The sequence below is a fragment of the Micromonospora sp. DT231 genome, from assembly GCF_049847025.1.
GTDB lineage: Bacteria > Actinomycetota > Actinomycetes > Mycobacteriales > Micromonosporaceae > Micromonospora.
Genome location: NZ_JBNCNO010000003.1, coordinates 376,697 through 398,118 on the forward strand (window position 1 = coordinate 376,697; position 21,422 = coordinate 398,118).

General features: G+C 73.3%; 17 protein-coding genes. 7 read left to right on the forward strand and 10 right to left on the reverse strand.

The window, feature by feature from the left end; genetic code table 11:
* Positions 1 to 32 precede the first annotated feature (32 nt).
* The 3 genes from ACPXBU_RS09880 to ACPXBU_RS09890 are packed head-to-tail and all read left to right on the forward strand — an operon-like array spanning position 33 to position 3,794.
* The gene (locus ACPXBU_RS09880; protein ID WP_425757818.1) at positions 33 to 977 is read left to right on the forward strand and encodes an NAD-dependent epimerase/dehydratase family protein; all 945 of its coding nucleotides are present in this window, start codon (positions 33 to 35) and stop codon (positions 975 to 977) included.
* Between the two features lie 8 nt (positions 978 to 985).
* Positions 986 to 2,392 (forward strand): lipopolysaccharide biosynthesis protein, encoded by a 1,407-nt coding sequence (locus ACPXBU_RS09885; RefSeq protein WP_425757819.1) that lies wholly within the window; start codon positions 986 to 988, stop codon positions 2,390 to 2,392.
* On the forward strand, positions 2,382 to 3,794 hold the full coding sequence (locus ACPXBU_RS09890) for a glycosyl transferase family 1 (protein WP_425757820.1): 1,413 nt from the start codon (positions 2,382 to 2,384) through the stop codon (positions 3,792 to 3,794). Before ACPXBU_RS09885 ends, ACPXBU_RS09890 begins: the two co-directional genes overlap by 11 nt.
* A gap of 6 nt (positions 3,795 to 3,800) precedes the next feature.
* Here the strand turns inward: ACPXBU_RS09890 and ACPXBU_RS09895 are convergent, their stop codons facing one another.
* The gene (locus ACPXBU_RS09895) at positions 3,801 to 5,189 is read right to left on the reverse strand and encodes an O-antigen ligase family protein (protein WP_425757821.1); all 1,389 of its coding nucleotides are present in this window, start codon (positions 5,187 to 5,189) and stop codon (positions 3,801 to 3,803) included.
* 264 nt (positions 5,190 to 5,453) lie between these two features.
* On the opposite strand from ACPXBU_RS09895, the gene ACPXBU_RS09900 reads away from it, so the two are divergent.
* From ACPXBU_RS09900 to wecB, 3 genes are read left to right on the forward strand one after another with little or no spacing between them, the layout of a single operon-like run.
* Positions 5,454 to 6,494, forward strand: a complete 1,041-nt coding sequence (locus tag ACPXBU_RS09900; RefSeq protein WP_393367488.1) for a polysaccharide biosynthesis protein — start codon at positions 5,454 to 5,456, stop codon at positions 6,492 to 6,494.
* Positions 6,488 to 7,612 carry an NAD-dependent epimerase/dehydratase family protein gene (locus ACPXBU_RS09905; protein WP_393367490.1) on the forward strand — a complete coding sequence of 375 codons (1,125 nt, stop codon included), beginning with the start codon at positions 6,488 to 6,490 and terminating at the stop codon, positions 7,610 to 7,612. Before ACPXBU_RS09900 ends, ACPXBU_RS09905 begins: the two co-directional genes overlap by 7 nt.
* A 22-nt stretch (positions 7,613 to 7,634) precedes the next feature.
* Positions 7,635 to 8,759: a non-hydrolyzing UDP-N-acetylglucosamine 2-epimerase gene (gene wecB / locus ACPXBU_RS09910; protein WP_425757822.1), complete on the forward strand. Its 1,125-nt coding sequence runs from the start codon at positions 7,635 to 7,637 to the stop codon at positions 8,757 to 8,759.
* Between the two features lie 60 nt (positions 8,760 to 8,819).
* On the opposite strand, the gene ACPXBU_RS09915 is transcribed toward wecB, so the two are convergent.
* The 7 genes from ACPXBU_RS09915 to ACPXBU_RS09945 all read right to left on the reverse strand — a co-directional run bounded on the left by ACPXBU_RS09915 (position 8,820) and on the right by ACPXBU_RS09945 (position 17,318).
* Complete coding sequence (locus ACPXBU_RS09915; RefSeq protein ID WP_425757823.1) at positions 8,820 to 10,022, reverse strand: glycosyltransferase family 4 protein; 1,203 nt, start codon at positions 10,020 to 10,022, stop codon at positions 8,820 to 8,822.
* Positions 10,019 to 10,666, reverse strand: a complete 648-nt coding sequence (locus ACPXBU_RS09920; protein WP_425757824.1) for a NeuD/PglB/VioB family sugar acetyltransferase — start codon at positions 10,664 to 10,666, stop codon at positions 10,019 to 10,021. Before ACPXBU_RS09920 ends, ACPXBU_RS09915 begins: the two co-directional genes overlap by 4 nt.
* Complete coding sequence (locus ACPXBU_RS09925; RefSeq protein WP_425757825.1) at positions 10,663 to 11,316, reverse strand: sugar transferase; 654 nt, start codon at positions 11,314 to 11,316, stop codon at positions 10,663 to 10,665. The genes ACPXBU_RS09920 and ACPXBU_RS09925 overlap by 4 nt, the downstream gene beginning before the upstream one ends.
* Positions 11,313 to 12,470, reverse strand: a complete 1,158-nt coding sequence (locus tag ACPXBU_RS09930; protein WP_425757826.1) for a DegT/DnrJ/EryC1/StrS family aminotransferase — start codon at positions 12,468 to 12,470, stop codon at positions 11,313 to 11,315. The genes ACPXBU_RS09925 and ACPXBU_RS09930 overlap by 4 nt, the downstream gene beginning before the upstream one ends.
* A gap of 249 nt (positions 12,471 to 12,719) precedes the next feature.
* Positions 12,720 to 13,178 carry a hypothetical protein gene (locus ACPXBU_RS09935; protein ID WP_393367500.1) on the reverse strand — a complete coding sequence of 153 codons (459 nt, stop codon included), beginning with the start codon at positions 13,176 to 13,178 and terminating at the stop codon, positions 12,720 to 12,722.
* A gap of 23 nt (positions 13,179 to 13,201) precedes the next feature.
* Positions 13,202 to 14,086, reverse strand: a complete 885-nt coding sequence (locus ACPXBU_RS09940; protein WP_425758005.1) for an aminoglycoside phosphotransferase family protein — start codon at positions 14,084 to 14,086, stop codon at positions 13,202 to 13,204.
* A 685-nt stretch (positions 14,087 to 14,771) separates the two neighbouring features.
* Complete coding sequence (locus ACPXBU_RS09945; protein WP_425757827.1) at positions 14,772 to 17,318, reverse strand: Tex family protein; 2,547 nt, start codon at positions 17,316 to 17,318, stop codon at positions 14,772 to 14,774.
* A gap of 185 nt (positions 17,319 to 17,503) precedes the next feature.
* Between ACPXBU_RS09945 and ACPXBU_RS09950 the strand changes: the two genes are divergently transcribed.
* A complete protein-coding gene (locus ACPXBU_RS09950; RefSeq protein ID WP_393367504.1) occupies positions 17,504 to 19,015 on the forward strand; it encodes a deoxyguanosinetriphosphate triphosphohydrolase family protein in 1,512 nt (503 codons plus the stop codon).
* Positions 19,016 to 19,028: 13 nt separating this feature from the next.
* Here ACPXBU_RS09950 and ACPXBU_RS09955 read toward each other — a convergent pair whose 3' ends face one another.
* Positions 19,029 to 20,189 (reverse strand): MBL fold metallo-hydrolase, encoded by a 1,161-nt coding sequence (locus tag ACPXBU_RS09955; protein WP_393367505.1) that lies wholly within the window; start codon positions 20,187 to 20,189, stop codon positions 19,029 to 19,031.
* A gap of 113 nt (positions 20,190 to 20,302) precedes the next feature.
* A complete protein-coding gene (locus tag ACPXBU_RS09960) occupies positions 20,303 to 21,316 on the reverse strand; it encodes a serine hydrolase (RefSeq protein WP_425757828.1) in 1,014 nt (337 codons plus the stop codon).
* Positions 21,317 to 21,422: the final 106 nt, after the last annotated feature.

Consider the following 21,422-nt stretch of genomic DNA (forward strand, 5'->3'; position numbering starts at 1 on the left):
TCGCCCGGGGCCGAACCGAACGGGGAGACGCGTTGAAGGTAGTCGTGACAGGTGGCGCCGGGTTCATCGGCGCCAACCTGGTACGGGCGCTCGACAAGACACCCCAGGTGACCGACGTCGTGGTCGTCGACGACCTCTCCACCGGCCTTTTGGACAACCTGCACGACCAACCCGTCCGGCTGCACCGGGGCACCGTGCTCGACCCGGACCTGCTGGACGAGACGTTCACCGGCGCGACCACGGTGGTGCACCTGGGCGCCCTCGGCTCCGTGCCGCGCTCCATCGACCGGCCGCTGCCCAGCCACCACGCCAACGCCACCGGGACGTTGATGGTGCTGGAGGCCGCTCGCCGGCACCACGTGCCGCAGGTGATCCTCGCGTCCTCGTCGTCGGTCTACGGCGCGAACCCGGTGCTGCCCCGCCAGGAGGAGCTGCGCCCGATCCCGGTCTCCCCGTACGCGGTCTCCAAGTTGGCCGCCGAGGCGTACGCGGTCGCCTACGCCGCCTGCTACGACATGGGCGTGCTGCCGTTCCGCTTCTTCAACGTCTACGGCCCCCGGCAGGCCGCGCACCACGCGTACGCCGCGGTGCTGCCCCGCTTCGTCACCGCCGCGCTGGCCGGCGAGCCGCTCCGCGTGCACGGCGACGGGCGGCAGGCCCGCGACTTCACGTTCGTCGGCAGTGTCACCTCGGTGATCGTCGACGCCATCGTCCGTCGGGTGTCCACCACCGACGTGGTGAACCTGGCCTTCGGCGCGCGGATCTCCCTACTCGACCTGATCGCCGAGCTGGAGGACGTCATGGGCCGGCCGCTGCCGGTCGTGCACGAGGCGCCGCGCCCGGGCGACGTGCGGGACTCGCAGGCCGACTGCACCCGCCTGCGGGAGCTGTTCCCCGGGGTGCGGCCGGTGCCGCTGCGCGTCGGCCTGGAGCGCACGGTGTCCTGGATGGCGGGTCACGCGCTCGCGAGTCAGTAGGGCCGTCGATGACGTCCGGGGTCGTCGAGCGGACCCGGCGCGCCCGTCGACCGGGCGCGCACCGTCGCCACCCCGACCGGGGCCGCCGGCTCCTCTCCGGGGTCGCGACGGCGCTGCTCAGCCGGGCGGTGGGGCTCGTCGTGCCGATCGTCCTCGTGCCGGTGACGCTGCCCTACTTCGGCAACGACCTGTACGGCCTGTGGATGGCGGTGGCCGCGCTCGCCGGCATGGCGGCCTTCGCCGACCTGGGGCTGGGCAGCGGGCTGATGACGAAGCTCGCCCCCTGCTACGCGCACGGCGACACCGCGCGGGCCCGTCGCTACATCTCCAGCGCGTACCTGACCCTGTCGGGGCTCGCGCTCACCCTCACCGCACTGCTCTGGATCTTCGCCGGAGCCGTGCCCTGGTCGGCGTTGTTCAACGTGACGGGTCAGGTCAGCCCGGAGCAGACCCGGATGATCTCGTTGATCTGTCTCACCGCGTTCGCGCTCAACGTCCCCCTCAGCCTGATCACCCGCGTCCAGTACGCCTACCAGCAGGTCGGCCGGAGCAACGTCTGGCAGACCGCGGGCAGTCTGGCCGCGCTCGGCGCGGTGCTCGGCGTGGTCTGGGCCGACTGGTCACCGATCCTGGTGGTCGCCCTGTCGGTGGCCGCGCCGCTGCTCGTCAACCTGCTCAACACGCTCTGGTTCTTCGGCCGTCAGGAGCCGCGGATCCGGCCCACGCCGAGGGCCGTACAGGCCCGCGCCGCCCGGGAGCTGACCCGGCTCAGTGGGCTGTTCTTCGTGCTGACCGTGGTCATCTCGTTCGCCACGAACGCCGACACGCTGATCATCGCGCACGCGCTCGGCCTGTCCGCCGTCGCCGGATACGTGGTGCCCGCGAAGCTGCTGTCCCAACTCGGCCAGCTCGTCGTCCTGGTCAACGTGCCACTGTGGCCGGCCAACGGCGAGGCGTTGGCCCAGGGCCAGGTGGACTGGGTCCGCCGTACCACCCGCCGGATGACCGTGTTGTCGGTGCTCGCCGCCGGCCTGCCGGCCGCCGTGGTCGTCGCCTTCGGTGAGTGGCTCTTCGCGGCCTGGCTGCCGGTGCCGATGGGCGGCGACAGGTGGCTGCTGGCCGGGCTGGGCGTCTGGTGGCTGCTGCAGTCGGCGCTCTCGCCACGGTTCATGGTGCAGAACGCCGGCGGCGTCCTCGTCCCGCAGTTGCTCGGCTGGGGCGCGTTCCTGGTGCTGTCGGTGCTCGGCAAGTGGTACGCGGCCGACCGGATCGCCGTCGCCGCCGTGCCCTGGGTCGGCGCCGCCGGTTACGCGCTGACCGTCGTGCCGGCGGCGCTGTACGGATATCGCCGGACGCTGCGTCTGCACCGCGGCCCGGCCGTCGAGGGAGAAGTGGTGTCCGAACGTGCGCGCTGACGAGTATCCCCGCGTGCTGGTGGTGAGCGCGGCCGTGTTCGACCGCTCCACCGGCACCGGCATCACCCTGTCGAACCTGTTCACCGGCTGGCCGTCCGAGCGGCTCGCCCAGCTCTACGCCGAGGACCGCGCCCCGGGCCCGGACGCCGTCGGCACGTTCGCCCGGTTCGCGCCGCGCAACGCCCCGGTGGAGTACCACCTGTTCCGGCAGTGGGAACGCGTCCGCGGGCCGGTGCGGGCCGTGGTGCGCGGCGCGGCCGGTTCGCCAGGTGTGCCCGGTTCGGCAGGTGCGCCCGGTGCGACCGGCCCGGCGCGCGATCCCGGGCCCGGCCCGGTGCGTGCCCGGCTGCGCACCCAGCTCCGTGCCTTCGTCGACCTCAGCCCGGTCCGCGTGCCCGAAGACGTCCGCCGGTGGCTGCGGGAGCAGCGGCCGGACGTCATCTACACCACGCTCGGCAGCATCCGGATGATGCGCCTCGCCGTCGCCGCCGCGCAGGAGTGCCGGGTGCCCCTGGTGCCGCACTTCATGGACGACTGGCCGACCACGCTCTACGCCGGCGGTCAGGTGCTGGGGCTGCCCCGGCTCGCCGTCCGTGCCGGCTTCCGGGACGTCCTGCGGCACGCCTCCTACGGCATGGGGATCAGCCCGGCGATGGCGCGGGAGTTCGAACGCCGCTACCGGTTGCCGTTCGCCGCCTTCGGCAACTGCGTGGACGCCGCCGACTTCGCCGACCCCGACCGGCCCGCGCCGGACCGCCCGGCGGGCGCTCCGGTCGAGCTGGTCTACGTGGGCGGGTTGCACCTGGACCGGTGGCGCTCGCTGCGCCGCGTCGGCGAGGCCGTCGTTCGGTTGGCGGCCCAGGGGACGCCCGCCCGGCTGACCGTGCACGCCCCGGCGACCGACCTCGCGCGGTACGCCGGCGCGTTCACCGGGCTGCCCGCGGTGCGCCTGGGTCGATCCTTGGCCAGCGCCGAGGTCGCCGGTGCGCTGCGCCGTGCCGACGTGTTGGTGCACGTCGAGTCGTTCGCCGCCGAGCACCGCCGCTACACCCGCTACTCGCTGTCCACCAAGATCCCGCAGTACCTGGCGTCCGGCCGTCCGATCCTCGGGTTCGGCCCGGCCGAACTGGCCTCGATGGCGCACCTGGCGGCGGCCGACGCCGGCGCGGTGGTCGGCGACGACGACCCGGCGGCGCTGGTGGGCGCGCTCACCCCGCTCTGCGCCGACGCCGGGCTACGGGCTCGGCTCGGCTCTCGCGGGCTGGCGTACGCGGTGCGGCACCACCGCGCCGACCAGGTGGCGGCCCGCTTCGCCGAGGTGCTGCGGGAGGCGGCGACCCGTCCGACGAACCGGCCACCGGCGCCCCGGGCCGGGGCGCTCGCGGACGCGGACGCCGACTGACGCGCGTCAGCGGTAGCGGCTGGCCTGGACCGTGCCGCTGGCGCTGGCTCCGGGCGGCGCGATCGGCCCCGGGCGCTGGCGCCGGGCGCGGGCGTGCCGGGGCGCTGCCGGCGGACCCCAGATCCCCGGCAGGACGGTGACCAGCGCCAGCACCAGCCAGAAGGCGAGCGACGTCTCCCACTGGCCGGTCAGCCAGATCGGCAGCATGACGCCTGTGAACGCGCAGGCCAGCAGCAGCCCGGCTCGGCCGGTACGGGCCGTGCCGACGAGCGCCGCGGCCATCGCGCCGAAGTAGAGCAGCACGCCGACCAGCCCCAGGTCGTTGCCGACGGTGAGCAGCAGGTTGTGCGGCCCGATCTCGTACGGGTTGGTGCTGATGAAGACCCCCGCGCCGGATCCGTTGAGCGGTGACTCCGACCAGGTCGACAGCGCGTAGGGCCAGATCGACAGTCGCCCGGAGATGTCGCCGGTGGGGCGTCCGTACAGGTTGTCGAGCCAGAGCAGCTCGGCCCGGGGTGCCAGCCCGAACGGCACCAGGACGACAAGCGCGGCGGCGAGCCCGGCGACGGTGACCCCGGTCAGTCGGGGCGCCACGCGGGCGGCCAGCGCGCCGCCGAGACCTGCCACGATGCCGATCGCCGCGCCGCGCGAGCCGGTGAGCAGCACGCCGTACCCGAGCAGCACGGCCAGGGCCAGCGGCGCGAGGCGCAGCACCGGCCGGTGCGCGCCGGCCGCCGCGAGCACCAGGGCCAGCACCACCCCGGCCGCCAGGGTGTACGCCGTGCCGTTCACCTCCCTGCCGTCGATGCCGTAGCGCTCGGCGAAGAGCAGCACCTGTCCCTGGGCGCGGGCGCCGGTGGCCACCTCGACGGCGACCACCGCGCAGCCGAGCAGGAAGGTCCAGCCGACCAGCAGCACGTCCCGGCGGCCCCGGACGACGTGTCGGCAGGCCACGAAGAGCAGGCTGACCGAGGCGTAGCGGTAGGCGGCGGGCCCGGTGATGTCGGCGTGGCTGGTCCAGAGCAGGCTGGCGACCGCCCAGCCGGCGGTGAGCAGCGCGACGGTGTCGACCGCCCGTAGCCGGGGCAACCGGCCGGTCAGCACGACGGCCAGCACGGCGAGGATCGCCACGTAGTTGAACGACCACCACGGTGGGCGGGCCACCAGGTAGGCGGCGACACAGAGGACCAGCACGGCGGGCAGGCTGCCGGTGGGCGCGACGGACGAGGAGCCGGGCGGCGCCGCGGGTCGCCGTCCGGGTGGGGCCAACGGGGCGGGCACCAGCCGTGCGCCAGCGGTGTGGTGGTGTCGCAGGGCGTGGGTCGGGTGGTGTCGCGGTGGCGCGTCGGCCAGCGTGTGCGCCTCGCGCCCGTCTGGACAGGCTCGGCGAGGCACGGAACCGTTCTACCAGGTGCAGAGGTACGAAGTGGCCAAATCACTGCATACGCCGACATGTTTTCCGAGTGCCCTATAGCTCGTTTGGCCCGTTTGCCGCCCAAACACGTATCTGCTGCTGGGGCCTCTCGTTGACCCGGGTGCCGCATCCGGCGGGCTTCCGCCTGACCGCCGGAGACCGGCGCCCGCGCCACAGCGCGCAGCGCTGTGCCGCGCCGGGTCGACGGGTGAAACCCGCCCGTCGGGTGACGAACGGGAGAACCAATGAGCGTGAAGACCGCGGGCCGCCGGGTGCTGATCACCGGTGGGACCGGATCCTTCGGACAGACCATGGCCCGACGACTGCTCGACCGGGACGTCGCCGAGGTGCGGATCCTCAGCCGGGACGAGGCCAAGCAGGACGCCATGCGGCGGTCCATCGGGGACGGGCGGGTGCGCTACCACGTCGGCGACGTCCGGGACATCGACACGGTGCTGCGGGCCACCCGGGGCGTCGACTTCGTCTTCCACGCGGCGGCGCTCAAGCAGGTGCCGTCCTGCGAGTTCTTCCCCCTGGAGGCGGTACGCACCAACATCCTCGGCAGCGGCAACGTGGTCGAGGCCGCGGCCCACAACGGCGTCAGCTCGGTCGTCGTGCTCAGCACCGACAAGGCCGTCTACCCGGTCAACGCGATGGGCATGAGCAAGGCGCTGATGGAGAAGGTCGCCCAGGCGTACGCCCGCAACAACCCGAACAGCGCCACCACCGTGTCCTGCGTCCGGTACGGCAACGTGATGTACTCGCGCGGCTCGGTGATCCCGCTCTTCATCGAGCAGATCAAGGCCGGCCGCGCGCCCACCGTCACCGACCCGGCCATGACCCGCTTCCTGATGTCGCTCGCCGACTCGGTCGACCTGGTCGAGCACGCCTTCCACCACGCCCGCCCCGGTGACGTGTTCATCCGCAAGGCCGCGGCCTGCACGATCAGCGACCTCGCCGAAGCCGTCTGCCAGCTGTTCGACGTGCCGTTCAAGCTGGACATCATCGGCGTACGACACAGCGAGAAGTCACACGAGACCCTCGCGAGCCGGGAGGAGCTGGCCCAGGCCGACGACTTCGGGGACTTCTACCGGGTGCCGCTGGACGCGCGGGACCTCAACTACGCGCTCTACGTCTCCGAGGGCGAGCTGGGCGAACGGCCCGGCGAGGACTTCAACTCGGCGAACGCCACCCGTCTCGGCGTACCCGATGTGGTGCGGCTGCTCAGGTCGCTGCCGGAGATTCGGGCGGAGCTGGCGCTGCGGGACCCGGTGCTGGCGTGCTGAGCCTCGCCGTCACCGGCGCGGGCGGTTTCCTCGGCTGGCACGTGCGGGTCCTGCTGCGCGCGCTCGGCTGGCCCGAACCTGTCGTGCTGACCCGTACCGATCTGGCCGACCCGGCGGTGGTCGCCCGCAGGATCGCCGGGGTGGACCGGGTGCTGCACCTGGCTGGGGTCAACCGGGGTGAGCCCGCCGACGTGGCCGCCGGCAACGTCCACCTCGCCGCCCAGCTCGCCAACGGCCTGCGGGCCTGCCCGGACCCGCCCGCCCAGGTGGTCTTCGCCAACTCGGTGCAGGCCGGCAACGGCACCCCCTACGGCGACGCCAAGGCCACCGCCGCCGGCATCCTCGCCGAGACCGGCGTGCCCCTGGACGACCTGCTGCTGCCCAACCTGTACGGCGAGCACGGCCGACCCTGGTACAACTCGGCCGTCGCCACCTTCTGCCGGGTCCTCGCCGAGGGCGGCCAGCCGGAGGTGCACGCCGACCGACAGCTGGACCTGGTGCACGTCACCGACGCCGCCGCCCGACTGGTCGGCGTCGCCGCGGGCGGCTCCTGGGACCCGGCGCTGCCGGCACTGCGGATCGGGGTCCGTGACCTCGCCGACCAACTCGCCTCGTACGCCGGCATCTACCGCACCGGCGAGATCCCGCCGCTGCGCGACAGGCACGACGTGCGGCTGTTCAACACCTACCGGTCACACTGCTTCCCGGCGCACTACCCGTTGGCCCTGCCCAGCCGCGCCGACGCCCGGGGGGCGCTCGTCGAGACGGTCAAGGCGCACGGGGGAGCGGGGCAGACGTTCTGCTCCACCACCCGGCCGGGGATCACCCGGGGCGAGCACTTCCACCTGGCCAAGGTGGAGCGGTTCGTGGTGCTGCGCGGCACCGCGGAGATCAGCCTGCGCCGCGTCGGCGACACCGACGTCGTCCGTTTTCCGGTGCGCGGTGACCAACCCGTGGTCGTCGACATGCCGACCATGTGGGCGCACAACATCACCAACACCGGCCCGGACGAGCTGCTCACCCTCTTCTGGACCAACGAGCTGTTCGACCCGGAACGGCCCGACACGTGGCCGGAGCCGGTCGGCGACGAACACCTGGTGCCGGTGGGCGCCCGGTGAGTGACGTGCGGAGGGAGAGCACATGACCAGGGTGATGACGGTTGTCGGCACCCGTCCCGAGATCATCCGACTGTCCCGGGTGCTCAGCCGGTTGGACGACACCGTCGACCACGTGCTCGTGCACACCGGGCAGAACTGGGACACGACCCTCTCCGACGTGTTCTTCAGCGAGCTGCGCCTGCGCGAACCGGACCGGTTCCTGCGCGTCGACACCACCTCGCTGGGCCGGGTGCTCGGCGGCGTCCTGGTCGGCATGGAGGCGGCGATCGCCGAGCTGCGGCCGGACGCGCTGCTCGTGCTCGGCGACACCAACAGCTGCATCGCGGCACTGATGGCCCGGCGGATGCGGGTGCCGGTCTACCACATGGAGGCCGGCAACCGGTGCTTCGACCTCAACGTGCCGGAGGAGACGAACCGGCGACTCGTCGACCACGTCGCCGACTTCAACCTGGTCTACACCGAACACGCCAGGCGTAACCTGCTCGCCGAGGGCCTGCACCCGCGCCGGATCCTGCACACCGGCTCACCGATGCGGGAGGTGCTGGAGCACTACCGGGCACCGATCGCCAGCTCGACGATCCATCGGCAGCTGGAGCTGGACGAAGGCGGGTACTTCCTGGTCAGCGCACACCGGGAGGAGAACGTGGACCGGCCCGACCGGCTGCGACGGCTGCTGGACTGCCTGGTCGCGGTCCGCGACCGCTGGGGCTACCCGGTGCTGGTCTCCACCCACCCGCGTACCCGCAAGCGGCTGGAGGCGCTCGCCCCGGACGCCACCGCGCTGGACGGCATCGCCTTCCACGACCCGTTCGGTCTGCTCGACTACGTCCACCTGCAGACGAAGGCGTTCTGCACCCTGTCCGACAGCGGGACGATAAGCGAGGAGGCCGCCATCCTCGGCTTCCCCGCGGTGACCCTGCGCGAGTCCATCGAACGCCCCGAGGCGCTCGACGCGGGCGGGATCATCATGACCGGTCTCGACCCGCGGGGAGTGGTCGAGGCGGTCGAGGTGACGGTGGCGCAGGTCGCCGCGGACGGCGTGCCCTGCCCGGCCGACTACCAGGTGCCGGACACCTCACGGCGGGTGGTCGACTTCATCCTCTCCACCGTGCGCCGACACCACGACTGGGCCGGCATCCGGCACTGAGCCGCCACCGTGGGCGGTCGGTGGTCCGGCGGGACCGGCCACCGGCCGCCGGCGGTGTGCTCAACGCCGCCGGCCCGCCACGTCCTCGACGATGTCCGCCACCTCGGCCGCCGCCCGCAGGTCGTCGAAGGACGTCAGGATGTGCCGGCGGGCCAACCGGCCGCACAGGCCGAGCCGGCCCGCGACCCAACCCTGGTACGCCGAGTCGAGCGCCGCCACCAGAGCCGCCGGATCACCGGGCGGGACGATCCAGCCGGAACGTTCGGTCACCGCCTCGGGCAGACCACCGGCCGCGCTGACGATGCTGGGCACACCCATCGCGCCAGCCTGGACCGCCGCGCCCGGCCCGTCGCCGAGTGACGGGGACACGCTGACGTCCGCGGCGGCGTAACAGGGCCGCACGTTTGCGACCGACTCCACCCAGGTGATCCCGGGGTCGCCGGCGACGCCGAAGCGTTCACCGAGCCGCCGCCGGTAGTCCTCACCGGCAGCCGTCCAGCCGCCACCGACGAGCAGCAGGTGCGCGTCCGGGTGCCGGCGACGGAACGTCCGCCAGGCGGCCAGTAGCACCTCGTGTCCCTTGACCCCCCGACCCGCGTGGATGAACCACCTCGGTGGGTAGACGTGCGCGACCATCACCGCCAGGAACGCGCCCTGGTCGATGCCCAACTCGGCGCGCAGCTTGGCCCGCTGGTCCGGGCCCGTGGCGTCCGGGCTGAACGCGTCGGTGTCCACCCCGTACACCGCGACCGGGCGACGCTGCGGCGGACACCCCAACTCGCCGTACCGGGCCGAGGCGTACCGGCAGCCGCAGATCAGCACGTCGTCAAGCCGCCACAGCAACCGCTCCACCGAGCGGACCAACCGGGATTCCAGGTACGCCGGGTTGGCCACCATGTGTACGCGGCGTACCGGCAGGCCCAGCGTGGCCAGTCGCACCGCGTACGCCGAGGCGATCAGGTGGTACTGCACCACGTCCGGGCGCAGCCGGCGTAACAGCGCGCGCAGCAGCAGGAGCCCGATGGGCGCGCGGCCCAGTGTGAAGTCGTACGGGGAGCTGAGCACGTCGACGCCGCGGCGCTCCAACTCGTCGGTGAGCCGGCCGGCCCCCTGCGGCAGCACGACTGTCACCTCGTGCCCCCGGTGCCGCAACTCCTCGACCTGCGGCAGCAGCCACATCCCGCCGGTGTTGGTCTTGACGAGCACCGCGATCCGGAGCTGGCGGACGCCGAGTGGCCGGTGCGCGCGGGGACCGACGCTCACCGGGCCGGAACTCCCTTGACCACCGCGCTGGCGGGTACGTCCCGGACCACGCAGGCGCCGGCGCCGACGGTGGCGCCCGCGCCGACCCGCAACCTCTGCAACACCACGGCACCGGCCCCGATCAGCACCCCGTCACCAAGCTGGCAGTCGCCGGAGACCGCCCCCAACGGGTTGACCGACACGTGGTCGCCAAGCGCGCAGTCGTGCGCCACCGCGCTGTTCTGGTTGAGGTGCACGTGCCGACCGAGCGTGACGTTCGTGGTGACCCGGGCGCCGGGAAACACGATCAGGCCTTCGCCGTAGACGGTGTCCGGGCCGACCGTGGCGTCCGGGTGCACGAGCACCGCCGCCGGCAGCCGGTACGCGGTGAGCCGCTGGTCCACCGATCGCCGGGCGGCCGGATCCCCGATGCCCAGCGCCAGGTGTGTGCCGGCGGGCTGCTCGCCCAGACGGGCGGTGCCGCCGAGGTAGGGCACCTCCAGCCGCCGCACCCGCTTCAGGTTGACCTCGCTGGGCCCGTCGTCGACGAAGCCGAGGACCCGCCACACCGGGCCGCCGGTGGCGGCGGCGTTGACGGCCCGGACGATGCCGAGCACCTCCCGGCCGTGCCCGCCGCAGCCGACGATGACGAGGTCCAGGCTCACCGGCGGCCCTCTACCGGCCCGCGACCGCCGGCGGTGGCCAGCTCGGCCGGGCCGAGGAACTCGTGTGCGGTGGCCGCACCGGCCGCGGTGATCCCCTCCCGGAGCAGGACGGTGCGTACCGTGCGCAGCAGGATCCGCAGGTCCAGGCCGAGCGAGCGGTGCCGCACGTAGCGCACGTCGAGGGCGAAGCGCTCATCCCAGCTCAGCGCGTTGCGCCCGTACACCTGTTGGAGACCTGTGATGCCGGGCCGCACGTCGTGCCGGCGGAGCTGCTCCGGGCTGTAGCGGCTCAGGTACGCGGGCAGCAGCGGACGCGGCCCGACCAGGCTCATCTCGCCGCGCAGCACGTTCCACAGTTGGGGCAACTCGTCGAGGCTTGTCGTCCGCAACCACCTGCCGAACGTGGTGAGTCGGGCGCCGTCGTTGGCGGGCGCCTCGTCCTCGCCGCCGACGGTCATCGAACGGAACTTGACCAGGTGGAACAGCCGGCCGTGCCGACCCGGGCGGGCCTGCCGGAACAGCACGGGCCGGCCCATGGTGACCAGGACCGCCAGCGCCACCACGGCGAGTACCGGGCTCGCCAGCAGCAGGCCGATGGCGGCCAGGGCCACGTCCAGCACTCGTTTGACGACGTCGTAGGGCCGGTTCATCGGTGTCCGTCCAGAAACTCGGTGATCGCGGCGAGCACGCGCTCGACCTGGTCGTCGGTGAGGGCGGAGCCGCTGGGCAGGGACAGGCTGGTGGCGAAGAGGTGGTCGGCGGCGCCGGTCTGGGCGACCTGGCGGTCGGCGTACACCGGTTGGCGGTGCATCGGTTTCCACATCGGGCGGCACTCCACGCCGTGGCCGGCCAGGTGCTCGGCGAGGTGGCCGGGCTGCCAGCCGGTCCGCTCCGGTTCGACCACGACGGAGGTCAGCCAACAGTTCGAGCCGGGGTCACCGGCGCCGAGGATCCGGGTGCCGGGCACGCCGCCGAAGAGCCCGGCGTACCTGTCGCGCAGGACCCGCCGCCGGGCGATCATGTCGTCCAGTCGGGTGAGCTGGGCACGGCCGAGCGCGGCAAGCAACGTGCTGAGCCGGTAGTTGTAGCCCACGTCGCGGTGCTCGTAGTGCGACACCGGCTCGCGGGCCTGGGTGGCCAGGTGCCGGGCTCGGGTGACGAGCGCGGGGTCGTCGGAGACGAGCATCCCGCCACCCGTGGTGGTCATCACCTTGTTGTGACTGAACGAGTAGATCCCGACCCGGCCGAACGTGCCGGCACACCGCCCCCGGTAGGTCGAACCGAGCGCCTGCGCCGCGTCCTCCACCACCGGGACGCCGACGGCCGCGCAGAGTGGCAACAGTCTGTCGTAGTCGGCGCACCGGCCGTTGATGTCCACGCTCAGCACGGCGGCGACCCGTCGGCCCTCGTCGACGAGACGACCCAGCAGGTCGGCGAGCAGGTCGACGTCGAGATTGCCGGTGGACGCGTCGCAGTCCACGAAGACCGGTTCGGCGCCGGTGTAGGTGACCGCGTTGGCGGTGGCGGCGAACGTGAGCGTGGGTACCACCACCACCGTCTCCGGCCCCGCGCCGACGGCGAGCAGCGCCAGGTGCAGGGCGGCGGTGCCGGAGGAGAGCCCCAGCGCGTGGCCGACGCCGACCCGTGCGGCGAGTTCCCGTTCGAACGCGCCCAGCTCCGGCCCGTCCGGGTCGAAGCGCCCGGCCCGGATGGCTCGCAGCAGGTAGGACTCCTCCACCTCACCCACGTCCGGCGGGGACAGGAAGACCGGGTCGGCCACGCCTGGGCCGCCGCTGCGCGCCACGGGCGGACGGTGGTGGATCAGATCCACGGGCGGCGCCTCCGATCGGACGATAGGGAAGACCACAGTGGTTGTATCAGCCGGTATGGCACCTCGCGAGTGTTTTGGCCGACAACGCCGCTATTCCACCCGATCGGTCCTCGCGTCCGGCTCGCCCCGGGCACGGCCCGGCAGAGTGCCGCCGGCCGCGCTGGCGAGATGTCCACACCAGGGAGAACGAGCGCCGCACCCGTGGGTGATTGGCTGGGCTGCTTACCCTCGCGGGGCGGCGGGCCCGCTCGTGGAACCCGTCCCGCCGTCCAGCAGCCGGGTGAGCAACGTCCGCAACGGGATCGACTCGCCGTCGCGGCCTCCCGCGCCGACGACCAACGGCGCCGCGCTGGGCTGCGGGTCGACGCCGAAAAGCCGGGCCCGCACGCCGCCGGGCACCGTCAACAGGTGGAACCGGCCGGCCACGTCCACCGCGCGGGTTTCGGCCCGGTCGACGTACCAGCCGGTCAGCCCTGTCCGGTAGCGTCCCCGCCCGTCGTAACCCCGGGCCACCAGCCGGGTGGTGGGCAGCCCTCGACGGGTCGCCTCGGCCACGAACCAGGCCACCAGCTCGGCCGCCTCCGCCTGCTCGGCGGCCCGTCGCCGCGCGTCCGCGTCGGCGTGTGCCCGCACCGCGTGCCGCTGCCGCTCCCGCCACTCGCGGCCGTCGCCCTCACCCACGAGCCGACGGTACGCGACCCGACTCAGTCGAGTACGGCCAGCAGGGTCTGCCGGGCGATCCCGGCCATCACCGGGTTGGTGTCGACGTAGTACGGCAGCGCGTTGATCGCCTGCTCCAGGGCCCAGCCGCGCCCCCGCTCCCAGGTGGCGTCGTCCACGCCCAACGCCCGCCGGTACGTCTCCCGCGACCCGGCGTCCAACAGGTTCCACGCCGGCATCAGATCCACCGCGGGGTCGCCGATCTTCACCGACTCCAGGTCGATGACCGCGGCCAGCCGGCCGTCGCGAACCAGCAGGTTGCCCGGCATCAGGTCGGCGTGGATCCACACGTCGGCCGGGTCGTCCCGGCGCGCGTCGCGGCACCTGTCCCACACCTCGGCGAGCGCGGCGGTGTCGGTGAGGTCGCCGCTGACGGCGAGGGCGGCCCGGACGTCGGCATCCCGCTCCACGAGCGGTCCGCCCCGACCGAACCCCGGCCAGGACCGTCCGCCGGTGTCGATGCCGCGCAGGGCGACCACGACAGCGGCCAGGTCACGGGCGAAGACGTCCGGGTCGCCGATCCGGTCGGGCTGGGCCGTCTCGCCGGGGATGAACCGGTACGCCGTCCACGACCCGGGGTACCCGTCGCCCGGCGCGCCGAGGGCGAGCGGTTCGGGCACCGCGACCGGCAGATGCGCGGCGAGCAGCACGGCGTGTTCCTGCTCCAGCCGCAGCGTGTCGTGCAGCAGGGGATCGGCGCAGGGCCGCAACGGAAACCGCAGCACGATCTCCGGGCCGAGCCGGAACAGGGTGTTCACGGTGCCGGCCGAACGGAGGGGGCGCACCGGCAACCCTCGCCAGCGCGGAAACTGTTCGGCCACCAACGCGGCAACCACGTCCGCGCTCACGTCCACCTGGTCGGCATGCATCCGCACCGCGAGATCATCACCCAGACCCCGCGGCTGGGCGACCCAATTTCCCGCCCGCCGCCTGCTGCCCGTGCGCCTGCTGCCCGTGCGCCTGCTGCCCGTGCGCCTGCTGCCCGTGCGCCTGCTGCCCGTGCGTCTGCTGCCCGTGCGTCTGCTGCCCGCGCGCCCGCCGCCTGCCTGCCGCCCGCCCCTGGCTGGCTCGGTCACGGATGCCGCGCTCAGACCCCGACCCTCGAATGCGCCCTGTCGAGCTGCCCCAGATCTGGGGCGTGCTCGCCTGGAATCGCCGACAACTCCAGATCTTGGACACTTTCCGTTAGCGCTGAATAGTTAGCGCTGAACGGAAAGTGTCCAAGATCTATACCGAAACCGGCGTCCTTACGGGCGCGCGGGTGGGTGGGTCAGTCGGCGGTCGTTCGAGGAGCGGGTGTCGGACACCAGCCGGGCCGAGGCGGGGAACGCTGCGGTCACCGCGCGCCCCGCCCCGCTGGTGGGGCAGGTCGACAGTGTCCGCCGGTGGCCCGACGAGTCGGTCACCTGGCGTCCCGCCCCGCCCCGCTGATGGGGCAGGTCGACAGCGTCCGCCGGTGGCCCGACGAGTCGGTCATCGCGCGTCTCGCCCCGCCCCGCGCCGAAACTGACCACCCCCGCCGAGCATCCCGGTCGCCTCCTCGCGCCAGATGGATCAGGCCAACCCGGCGCGGCGCAGGGCCTCCGCCATCGCGTCGTTGGCCGGCGCCGGTGCGCCCTGCCGCTGCTGCCCGCCCCGTGCGCCCTGTCCGCCGCGCCCGCTCTGTCCGCCGGACCCGCTCTGTCCGCCGGACCCGCCCTGTCCGCCGCGCCCGCCTTGTCCGCCGGATCCGCCCGACCTGCCCTGTCCGCCGGACCTGCCGCCACCGCCGGACCCACCCTGGCCGCCCCCGGCGCCGCCGCGACCGTCCGGCCCGCCGCGACCGTCCGGCCCGCCGCGTCCACCCTGCGGTCCGCGCTGCGCCGGGCCGCCGCGGCCCTCCTGACTCGTCCGGCCACCACCACCGGCGGCGGCCGGGTCGTCCTCCAGGCGCAGGGTCAGTGAGATCCGCTTACGGGGTACGTCCACGTCGAGCACCCGGACCTTGACCACGTCGCCGGACTTGACCACCTCGCGGGGGTCCTTCACGAAGGTCCGGGACATCGCGGAGACGTGTACCAACCCGTCCTGGTGCACCCCGACGTCGACGAACGCGCCGAACGCGGCCACGTTCGTGACCACACCCTCCAGCACCATGCCCGACGTCAGGTCGCTGATCTTCTCCACGCCCTCGACGAAGGTGGCGGTGCGGAACTCCGGGCGGGGATCCCGGCCCGGCTTCTCCAACTCGGCGAGGATGTCGGTGACGGTGGGCAGGCCGAACCTGTCGTCGACGAAGTCGGTCGCCCGCAGCCCGCGCAGGATCGCGCTCCTGCCGATCACGGAGCGCAGGTCCTGCCCGGTGCTGGAGAGGATCCGGCGCACCACCGGGTACGCCTCGGGGTGCACGCTGGAGGAGTCCAGCGGGTCGTCGCCGTCGGGGATGCGCAGGAAGCCGGCGCACTGCTCGAACGCCTTCGGCCCGAGCCGCGCCACCTTCTTCAGCTCGGTACGCGAGCGGAACGGCCCGTTGGCGTCCCGGTGCAGCACGATGTTCTCGGCCAGGCCGGCGCCGATTCCGGAGACCCGGGTCAGCAGCGGCGCGGAGGCGGTGTTGACGTCCACCCCGACCGCGTTGACGCAGTCCTCCACGACCGCGTCCAGCGACCGGGACAGCTTCACCTCGGACAGGTCGTGCTGGTACTGGCCGACGCCGATGGAGCGTGGGTCGATCTTGACCAGCTCGGCGAGCGGATCCTGGAGGCGGCGGGCGATGGACACCGCCCCGCGCAGCGACACGTCCATCCCCGGCAGCTCCTGCGAGGCGTACGCGGAGGCGGAGTAGACCGACGCGCCGGCCTCGGAGACCATCACCTTCGTCAGGTTGAGCTGCGGGTGCCGCTTGATCAGGTCGCCGGCCAGTTTGTCGGTCTCCCGCGAGGCGGTGCCGTTGCCGATCGCGATCAGCTCCACCCCGTGCGCCCCGGCCAGCCGGGCCAGGGTCTCGACCGACGCGTCCCACTGCCGACGCGGCTCGTGCGGATAGATGGTGTCGGTGGCGAGCACCTTGCCGGTGGCGTCCACCACGGCCACCTTCACACCGGTCCGCAGACCCGGGTCCAGGCCCATCGTCGGGCGGGTGCCGGCCGGAGCGGCGAGCAGCAGGTCCCGCAGGTTGGTGGCGAAGACGCGTACCGCCTCCTCCTCGGCCGCCTGCCACAGCCGCATCCGCAGGTCCGCGCCGAGGTGGATGAGGATCCGGGTCCGCCACGCCCAGCGGACCGTGTCGGTCAGCCAGCGGTCGGCGGGACGGCCCGCGTCGGACACCCCGAACCGGCCGGCGATGGCCGCCTCGTACCGGGTCGCGCCGGTCGGTACGGCGTCCGCCTCGCCCGCCTCCTCCGACTCCATGGTCAGGTCGAGCATGCCCTCCTTCTCGCCCCGGAACATGGCCAGGATGCGGTGCGAGGGCAGCTTCGGGTACGGCTCGGAGAAGTCGAAGTAGTCGGCGAACTTGGCGCCGGCTGCCTCCTGACCCTCGCGTACCCGGGACACCAGACGGCCCCGCGACCACATCTGCTCGCGCAGCGTGCCGATCAGGTCGGCGTCCTCGGCGAAGGTCTCGATCAGGATGGCGCGCGCGCCCTCCAGCGCGGCGGCGGCGTCCGCGACGCCCTTCTCCGCGTCGACGAAGCCGGCAGCGGTGGCCCGCGGGTCCTGGGTGGGGTCGGCCAGCAGCGACTCGGCCAGCGGCGCGAGCCCGGCCTCCCGGGCGATCTGCGCCCGGGTCCGCCGCTTCGGCTTGTACGGGAGGTAGATGTCCTCCAGCCGGGACTTCGAGTCGGCCGCCATGATCTGCGCTTCCAGCGCCTCGTCCAACTTGCCCTGACCGCGGATCGACTCCAGCACCGCCGCCCGCCGCTCGTCCAGCTCGCGCAGATAGCGCAGCCGCTCCTCCAGGGTGCGCAGCTGGGTGTCGTCGAGCAGGCCGGTGGCCTCCTTGCGGTAACGGGCGATGAACGGCACGGTGGCGCCGCCGTCGAGCAGCTCCACGGCCGCCCGCACCTGACGCTCGGCCACGCCGAGCTCGTCGGCGATCCGCTGATGAACAGACTGGGTCACGATCTCGATCCGCCTTCGGGAGTGGGTACGCCTGCATTCTGCCGGGCCGGTCGGGGCGCTGTCGCCGCGCCCGGCCGGGGCGGAGGATCGAACCGCCGCGCCCGGCCGGGGCGGAGGACCGAACCGCCGTGCCCGGCCGGGCGACCCCCGGACGGCCCCGCCGGGCCTGCGCTAGCGTTGCGATCATGGAAACACCTGCGGAGCCGCGCGCACGCCGACTCTTCGGCGGCAGCGCCCGCGCCCTCGGCGACCTCGCCGCGGACCCGTTCCGCGCCGACCGGGACCGGATCGTCGGCTCGCCGTTCTTCGCCCGCCTCGGCGGCGTCACCCAGGTCATCAGCCCGGTCGGTTCGGGCCTGCTGGTGCACAACCGGCTCACCCACAGCCTCAAGGTCGCCCAGGTCGGCCGGTCGATCGCCGAGCGGCTGATGACCGACGAGCGCTCCCGTGACCTGCTGGACAGGCTCGGCGGCTGCGACCCCAACGTGGTGGAGGCCGCCGCGCTCGCCCACGACCTCGGCCACCCGCCGTTCGGGCACCTGGGGGAGCGGGTGCTGGACCGGCTGGCCCGTCAGCGCCTCGACCTCGCCGACGGGTTCGAGGGCAACGCCCAGTCGTACCGGATCGTCACCAGCACCGAGATCCGGGGCGCCGCCACCACCGGGTTGGACCTGACCGCCGCGGTCCGCGCCGCGATGCTGAAGTACCCGTGGACCCGGCTGGACCACCCCGATCCGCACCCGCGCACGATGGTCCCGCCGCCGCGCGGAGCCACCCCGCCGCCGGACGACCCGGAGAGCGGCTCGTCGAAGTTCGGCGCGTACCGCACCGAACTGGACGACCTGCGGCAGGCACGGGAGCCGTTCGCCGGCCGCATCCCGGACTGGCAGCAGACCGTGGAGGCGTCCGTGATGGACACCGCCGACGACATCGCGTACGCCATCCACGACGTGGAGGACTTCTACCGGGTCGGCGTGCTCCAGCAGGGGTCGGTCTCCGCCGAGCTGATGGCCTGGCAGCGCGAGAGCGGACAACTCCGGGCGATCACCGACGCGGCGCTGGCCACCGCGGCGCGACGACCCGGTGCGGCGATCGAGCGGCTACGTCGGCAGTTGCACCGCAAGGACGCGTGGATCGCCGACGACGACGCCTTCGCCGCGGCCGTCGAGCACGTCCGCGAGGAACTTGTCGACGGGCTGCTGGCGATGCCGTTCGACGGCTCGATCGAGGCCGAGCAGTACGTGGCGCGGTTCTCCGCCCGCTGGTCCACCCGCTTCGTCGAGGCGATCACGGTCACCGACAAGCCGTCGGTGCGTTCCGGGCACGTGCTGCTGGGCTGCGCGCAGTGGCACGAGGTCCAGGTGCTCAAGTTCGTCCACCACCGCTTCGTGCTGGCCCGCCCGGATCTCGCCCTGCACCAGCGGGGCCAGGCCCGGCTGCTGGGCACCCTCGTCGAGGCGCTCTGGGAGTGGCTGCTCGACCCGGAGGAGGAGTCCCGGTTGCCCCGCCGGCTGCACGACCTGGTCGAGCTGGCCGAGGCGGAGCTGCACCCGCGTACCCCGGACCGGATCGGTCGGGCCCGGGGCCGGGCCATCGTGGATTTCGTCGCCCAGCTCACCGACGGTCAGGCGGTGGCCATGCTGGACGCGCTCTCCGGCCGGTCCGGCGCACTCTGGACCGACGCGTTCGTGCTCTGAGCGGCCGGCCCGCTCAGGCGACCGACTGCCACCAGCCGTCGACGGCGGGCGGCTCGTCGACCACCACCCGCTCGCCCGGGCGGGGCACGGCGAGCCGCACGTCGCGGGCCTTCGCCTCGGCCCACAGCCGGTCGACCGGCTCGGACCAGTCGTGCAGGGCCAGGTTGAACGTCGCCCAGTGCACCGGGACGAACAGGCCGCCGCGCAGGTCGAGGTGGGCGGTGACGGCCTCCTCGGGGAACATGTGGATCGTCGGCCAGGCACTGTCGTACGCGCCGATCTGCATGAGCGTCACGTCGAACGGGCCGTGCTCGGCGCCGATCTCCGCGTACCCGTCGAAGTAGCCGGAGTCGCCGGTGTAGAAGACCTTGCGGCGCGCCCCGGCCACCACCCAGGAACTCCAGAGCGTGCCGTCGCGGCGCAAGCCCCGACCGGAGAAGTGCTGGGCGGCGGTGGCGGTGATCTCCAGGCCGGCCACCTGGTGCGACTCGGACCAGTCCAGCTCGATGATCCGCTCGGCGGGCACGCCCCAGCGGTCCAGGTGGGCGCCCACGCCGAGCGGCACCAGGAACGGCGCGGACTGCCCGGCCAACAGCGCTCGCACGGTGGCCATGTCGAGGTGGTCGTAGTGGTCGTGCGAGATCAGGATGGCGTCCAGTGGAGGCAGCTCGTCGAGGCGTACCGGCGGCTCGTGCAGCCGGCGCGGGCCGACCAGGCCGGACGGCGAGCACCTGTCGCTCCAGACCGGGTCGAGCAGCACCCGCCGGCCCTCGATCTCGATCAGGGTCGAGGCGTGGCCGTACCAGACGATGGCGAGTTCGTCGGCGGTCTCCGGCGCGCTTGCGGACCCGGGCGGCACGGACGCGCTGGGGCGCAGCAGCGGCACGGGTGCGGTGGGACGCCGCTTCTGCTTGCCGAAGATCAGCTCGCGGAGCAGGTTGCGCCCCGGCTCGGTGACCATGGTGCGGGTGCCGGCCCGGTTGTGGAAGGTGCCCTCGCGGAACTGGGGCGAGCGGGCCGCCCGTTCGGCCCGGGCCCCGCTGAGCCGGCCACCGAGGGCCGCCGGCACATCCCGGGCGACCCAGGCCAGGCCGGCCAGCGCCGCAAGTCCCGCCGCTCCCCGCATCCGCCGACCGAGCGACCGTTCGACGTCCGTGCTCCGCGCTCGTGCCATTGCCGTCCCTCCGACGTGTCCGCCCTACACGGTAGTCACCCGCGCCGGAGTGTGCCTCGGCGGTCGCCACGCCGGGTCGGTCGCCAGCAGCAGCGACCGACCCCGCGATGGTGCTAGCCGCCGTTGCTGGGGCGGCGGGCGGTGATCCGGAACGCCTTGCCCACGCCCGCGATGCGGTCCACCGCGGCCAGGAACTTGGGGCCCATGGCGGCGCGGGCCTGCACCGCCGGGTGGGTCGCGCCGAAGTTGTCCGGGTCGGCCTGCCCGTCGGCGAAGAGCGCGTAGGTGAGCACCGCCACGCCGGAGCGGTCGAAGATCACGCCGGCCTCGTGCCGGGCGTCGGCGTACCAGCCGGCCTTGGTGGCGATCCGGGCCCGCTCGTCGGAGGACATGGTGCGCCGGATGCCGTCGGTGAACGCCACCGGGGAGCGCAGGATGCCCAGCAGGTACGTCGTCGAGGCGGGGGAGAGCAGCGTGCCGGCGACCAGCGCGCGCAGCAGGTCGTGCGTCTCCCGGGGGGTGCTGGTGCCGAGGAAGAACCGGTTCGGGTTGGCCACCGGCTGGACCTGGGTGTTCGGGAAGCCCTTGGCGACCAGGATGGAGTTGATCTCAGCGGCCGGAGCGACCAGGCCGCAGAGCCGCACCGCCGTGTCGTCCGAGACGGTCAGCAGGTTGGCCAGCACGTGCCCGATCGTCACCAGGCTCGGGTACGCGCCGTCCAGGCTGAAGATGCCGTCGCCGCCCGGCACGACGATCGCGGCGCTCACCTCGACCTGCTGGTCGAGCGTGAGCAGCCCCCGGTCGACCTTGTCGAGCACCGCCGTGGCGACCGCGATCTTGTTGACGCTGTACGCCTCGATCCGCCGGTCCGCGTCGGCCTGCACCGCGACCACCGGCGCACCGGCCGGGTCGGCGACGCTGACGTACGCCTGCCAGTTGCCACCGGCTTCGGTGCTGTGCCTGGTGAACACGGAGGCGACCCGCTGGGCGGCCCGGGCGGGCGTGGTCGGTGTGGTCTCGTTGGTGCTCGCCGGCGACGCGGCGCTCGCCGGCGACGCGGCGCCCAACACCGTCCCGGCGGTAGCCATCGTGCCCAGACCGAGTGCCGTTCTGCGATTCAGTCGCATGGTCGATCGTCTCCCCCATAGTGGAGCGCCAGAGCGCTTGCTGGCCCACCACCCTAGGCGAGTTGATCGACGCACGACGACTCCAAACTGTCGCAAACACTCCCGA

What these genes read in the sequence shown, in the direction of transcription:
- ACPXBU_RS09885 (WP_425757819.1), top strand. Translation starts at nt 986, where the DNA reads ATGACGTCCGGGGTCGTCGAGCGGACCCGGCGCGCCCGTCGACCGGGC.
- ACPXBU_RS09900 (WP_393367488.1), top strand. Translation starts at nt 5,454, where the DNA reads ATGAGCGTGAAGACCGCGGGCCGCCGGGTGCTGATCACCGGTGGGACC.
- wecB (WP_425757822.1), top strand. Translation starts at nt 7,635, where the DNA reads ATGACCAGGGTGATGACGGTTGTCGGCACCCGTCCCGAGATCATCCGA.
- ACPXBU_RS09925 (WP_425757825.1), bottom strand. Translation starts at nt 11,316, where the DNA reads ATGAACCGGCCCTACGACGTCGTCAAACGAGTGCTGGACGTGGCCCTG.
- ACPXBU_RS09940 (WP_425758005.1), bottom strand. Translation starts at nt 14,086, where the DNA reads ATGCATGCCGACCAGGTGGACGTGAGCGCGGACGTGGTTGCCGCGTTG.
- ACPXBU_RS09950 (WP_393367504.1), top strand. Translation starts at nt 17,504, where the DNA reads ATGGAAACACCTGCGGAGCCGCGCGCACGCCGACTCTTCGGCGGCAGC.
- ACPXBU_RS09955 (WP_393367505.1), bottom strand. Translation starts at nt 20,189, where the DNA reads ATGGCACGAGCGCGGAGCACGGACGTCGAACGGTCGCTCGGTCGGCGG.
- ACPXBU_RS09960 (WP_425757828.1), bottom strand. Translation starts at nt 21,316, where the DNA reads ATGCGACTGAATCGCAGAACGGCACTCGGTCTGGGCACGATGGCTACC.